3 protein-coding genes are annotated in these 2,388 nt (G+C 67.3%); 2 read left to right on the top strand and 1 reads right to left on the bottom strand.

Annotation, left to right across the window (positions count from 1 at the left end; translation table 11 throughout):
- Window positions 1–83: 83 nt before the first annotated feature.
- Window positions 84–563 (top strand): hypothetical protein, encoded by a 480-nt coding sequence (locus AC1DT2_RS20770; protein ID WP_063572147.1) that lies wholly within the window; start codon window positions 84–86, stop codon window positions 561–563.
- Here the strand turns inward: AC1DT2_RS20770 and AC1DT2_RS20765 are convergent, their stop codons facing one another.
- Window positions 564–1,832: a winged helix-turn-helix domain-containing protein gene (locus AC1DT2_RS20765; protein WP_477298440.1), complete on the bottom strand. Its 1,269-nt coding sequence runs from the start codon at window positions 1,830–1,832 to the stop codon at window positions 564–566.
- A 93-nt stretch (window positions 1,833–1,925) separates the two neighbouring features.
- Between AC1DT2_RS20765 and AC1DT2_RS20760 the strand changes: the two genes are divergently transcribed.
- Window positions 1,926–2,388: EF-hand domain-containing protein (locus tag AC1DT2_RS20760; RefSeq protein WP_477298438.1), on the top strand; the 463-nt coding region annotated here is incomplete at its 3' end.

Genomic DNA, 2,388 nt, shown 5'->3' with positions numbered 1-2,388 from the left:
GCCCATGCTTGCGTCCCGTCGCACCCACCGGTGCGACTTTTCGCCTACCATCCTTTCGCTAACCCAAAGGGGGACCAACGACCATGACCCGACATCTCACCCGCTTCCTGCCGTTGGCTGTCTGCGCACTGGCCCTCGCTGCCTGCGCCGACCACAAGCCGAAGCCGGCCACCACCCAGACCGTGACCGCTTCGCCGTCCAGCACGAGCACCACCAAGTCGCGCGCCGCGACGACAAGCGTCACCAGCGTGCCGGCAAGCAAGAACAAGGCGGGGACGACCCCGGCGGCCGCTAACGGACCGCTGCCCGACAGCACCGGCATCGCGGCTTGTGACGAATACCTGGCCAGCTACAAGAGCTGCCATCTGGCTGCCGGCGTGTTCGCTCGCGACCAGATCGAACCGCGCTACGAAATGATGCGCACCAGCCTGCTCCGTCAGTCCCAGGATCCGGATATGCGTGACCAGTTGCAGAATCGCTGCGTATCGCTCGCCTCTCAGCTGAAGGATGCCCTGCACGGCAAGTCCTGCGCGGACACGCCCGCACCCGCCTCCACGCGCTGATCAGTCCTCCAGCGCAGCGCGAATCAGCCTGGCCAGCCCTCGTGGCTGGCTGAGCTGGATGGCGATGCGCGGTGTGCCATGCCACGCCGCGCACTCCTCGAGGGCCGAGGCCACGCCCGCGACGAGGCCCGGTGAGGCGACGACATCCGCCTCCAGCCAGACACCGATCACCTCGAACAAGCCCTCCTGTCGGTGCGCCTTCGCATCGAGGCGACCGACGAGCCGTCCGCGATGGAGGATGGGCAACACGTAGTAGCCGTAGATTCGCTTCGGCGCCGGCGTGTAGCACTCCAGGGTGTATTCGAACCCGAACAGATCCATCGCACGGGCGCGGTCCCAGACCACCGGATCGAAAGGCGAAAGCAGGGTCGTGCGCGTCGCACGAAGGAGATTGCCCGCGGCCTCGCCCAATAGTGAGGCGTGGTCCCGGTGCACGTACGCGATGTCGTCCCAGCCGTCGACAGTGACCTCAATCAGCAGGCCGTCGGCGACCAGCGGAGCCAGTTCCGCGTCGGTGACCCTCGGACGGAGGCGGAAGTAGTCCGCGATCCAGCGGGCTTTGGCGATCCCCAGCGCACGAACGCTCTGCAGGACGAAGTGACGACGTACCTCCGCCTCCTCCAGAGTGCCCCCAGCAGGCGGCTCGACCCAGCGCGCGGTGACCCGTTCGGCGAGGTCGTATACGCGCTGAAACCGGTCACGTCGCGTCACCATGAGGGCACCAAGCGCGAACCAGGCCTCCAGCCAGCGCTTCTCCGGCTTCCAGCCCCACCAGCCTTTGACGACGGGTGCATCGCGTTCGAAGTCCGCGGCGCGCAGCGGCCCTTCGCTACGGATGCGTTCGAGCAAACGATCCATGTCGGCGCCAGCCTCGGCCCGCGTGCGCTCCGCGCTCTTCTGGGCCCAGTGGCCTCCGCGTCCGGAGCGATAATCGCGGTGGAAGCGATATTCGGACGAAGGCACAAACGACGCTTCGTGTGCCCAGCATTCGGCGATCGCACCCTCGGCCAACGCGTCGTCCAGCCAGTCGTTCCGATACGCACCGAGTCGCGAAAACAGGACCATGTACGGGCTTCGCGCCACGACGTTGATGGTGTCGATCTGCAGGATGCCCATGTGCGCGATGGTCTCGGCAACGTCCGTGCGTTTCGCCTTCCGGCTGCGTCGACGGAGAAGGCCCTGCGCAGCCAGGTGAAGCAACTGCGCCGATCGCAGGGAAAGACGGAGCACGTCTTCCGTGGAGGAGCCGTCGGATACGCGTGATGGCACGGTATAGGCCTGTTTGCAGTTGGGCCGCCATTACATCGTCCCTTGCTAGCGTCGGCAATGTGCCCAACCACCGCTGACCAAAGGAGGCTTTCGATGAATAAGCAAGTTCGCGCCGTTGCACTCGGCGCATCGCTGCTGCTGGCAGGCGCGGCATTCGCTCAGGACGTTCCGCCGGCCACGAGGGTCCCGCCGCCGCCACCGGGCGAGGCTACCCCTCCGCCCCCGCCTGCCCATACGCCGCCGGGCTCCCTGCCACCGCCGGCTGCTGACGCCGCGGGCATGCCGCCCCCGGCATCGGATGCGCCGCCTCCCCCGCCGCCGCCGAGCCCCGAAGCGGGCGCGACGGGTACGACGATGCCTGGCGCGCAGGGGCCAGTCACCGTCAACAGCAGTCCCGCTCCGGCCAAACCGTCGGGTCCGGCGCCTGACTTCGCCACGCTTTCCGGCGGCAAGGGCTTTATCACCGCCACGCAGGCATCAGCGTTCCCCTTGCTGGCGAACGACTTCCAGTATGCCGACGCCAACCGCGACGGAAAGATCAGCAAGGCCGAATACC

It is taken from the genome of Luteibacter sp. P4_E6, assembly GCF_056401535.1.
This window is presented reverse-complemented; position numbering and strand designations above follow the sequence as displayed.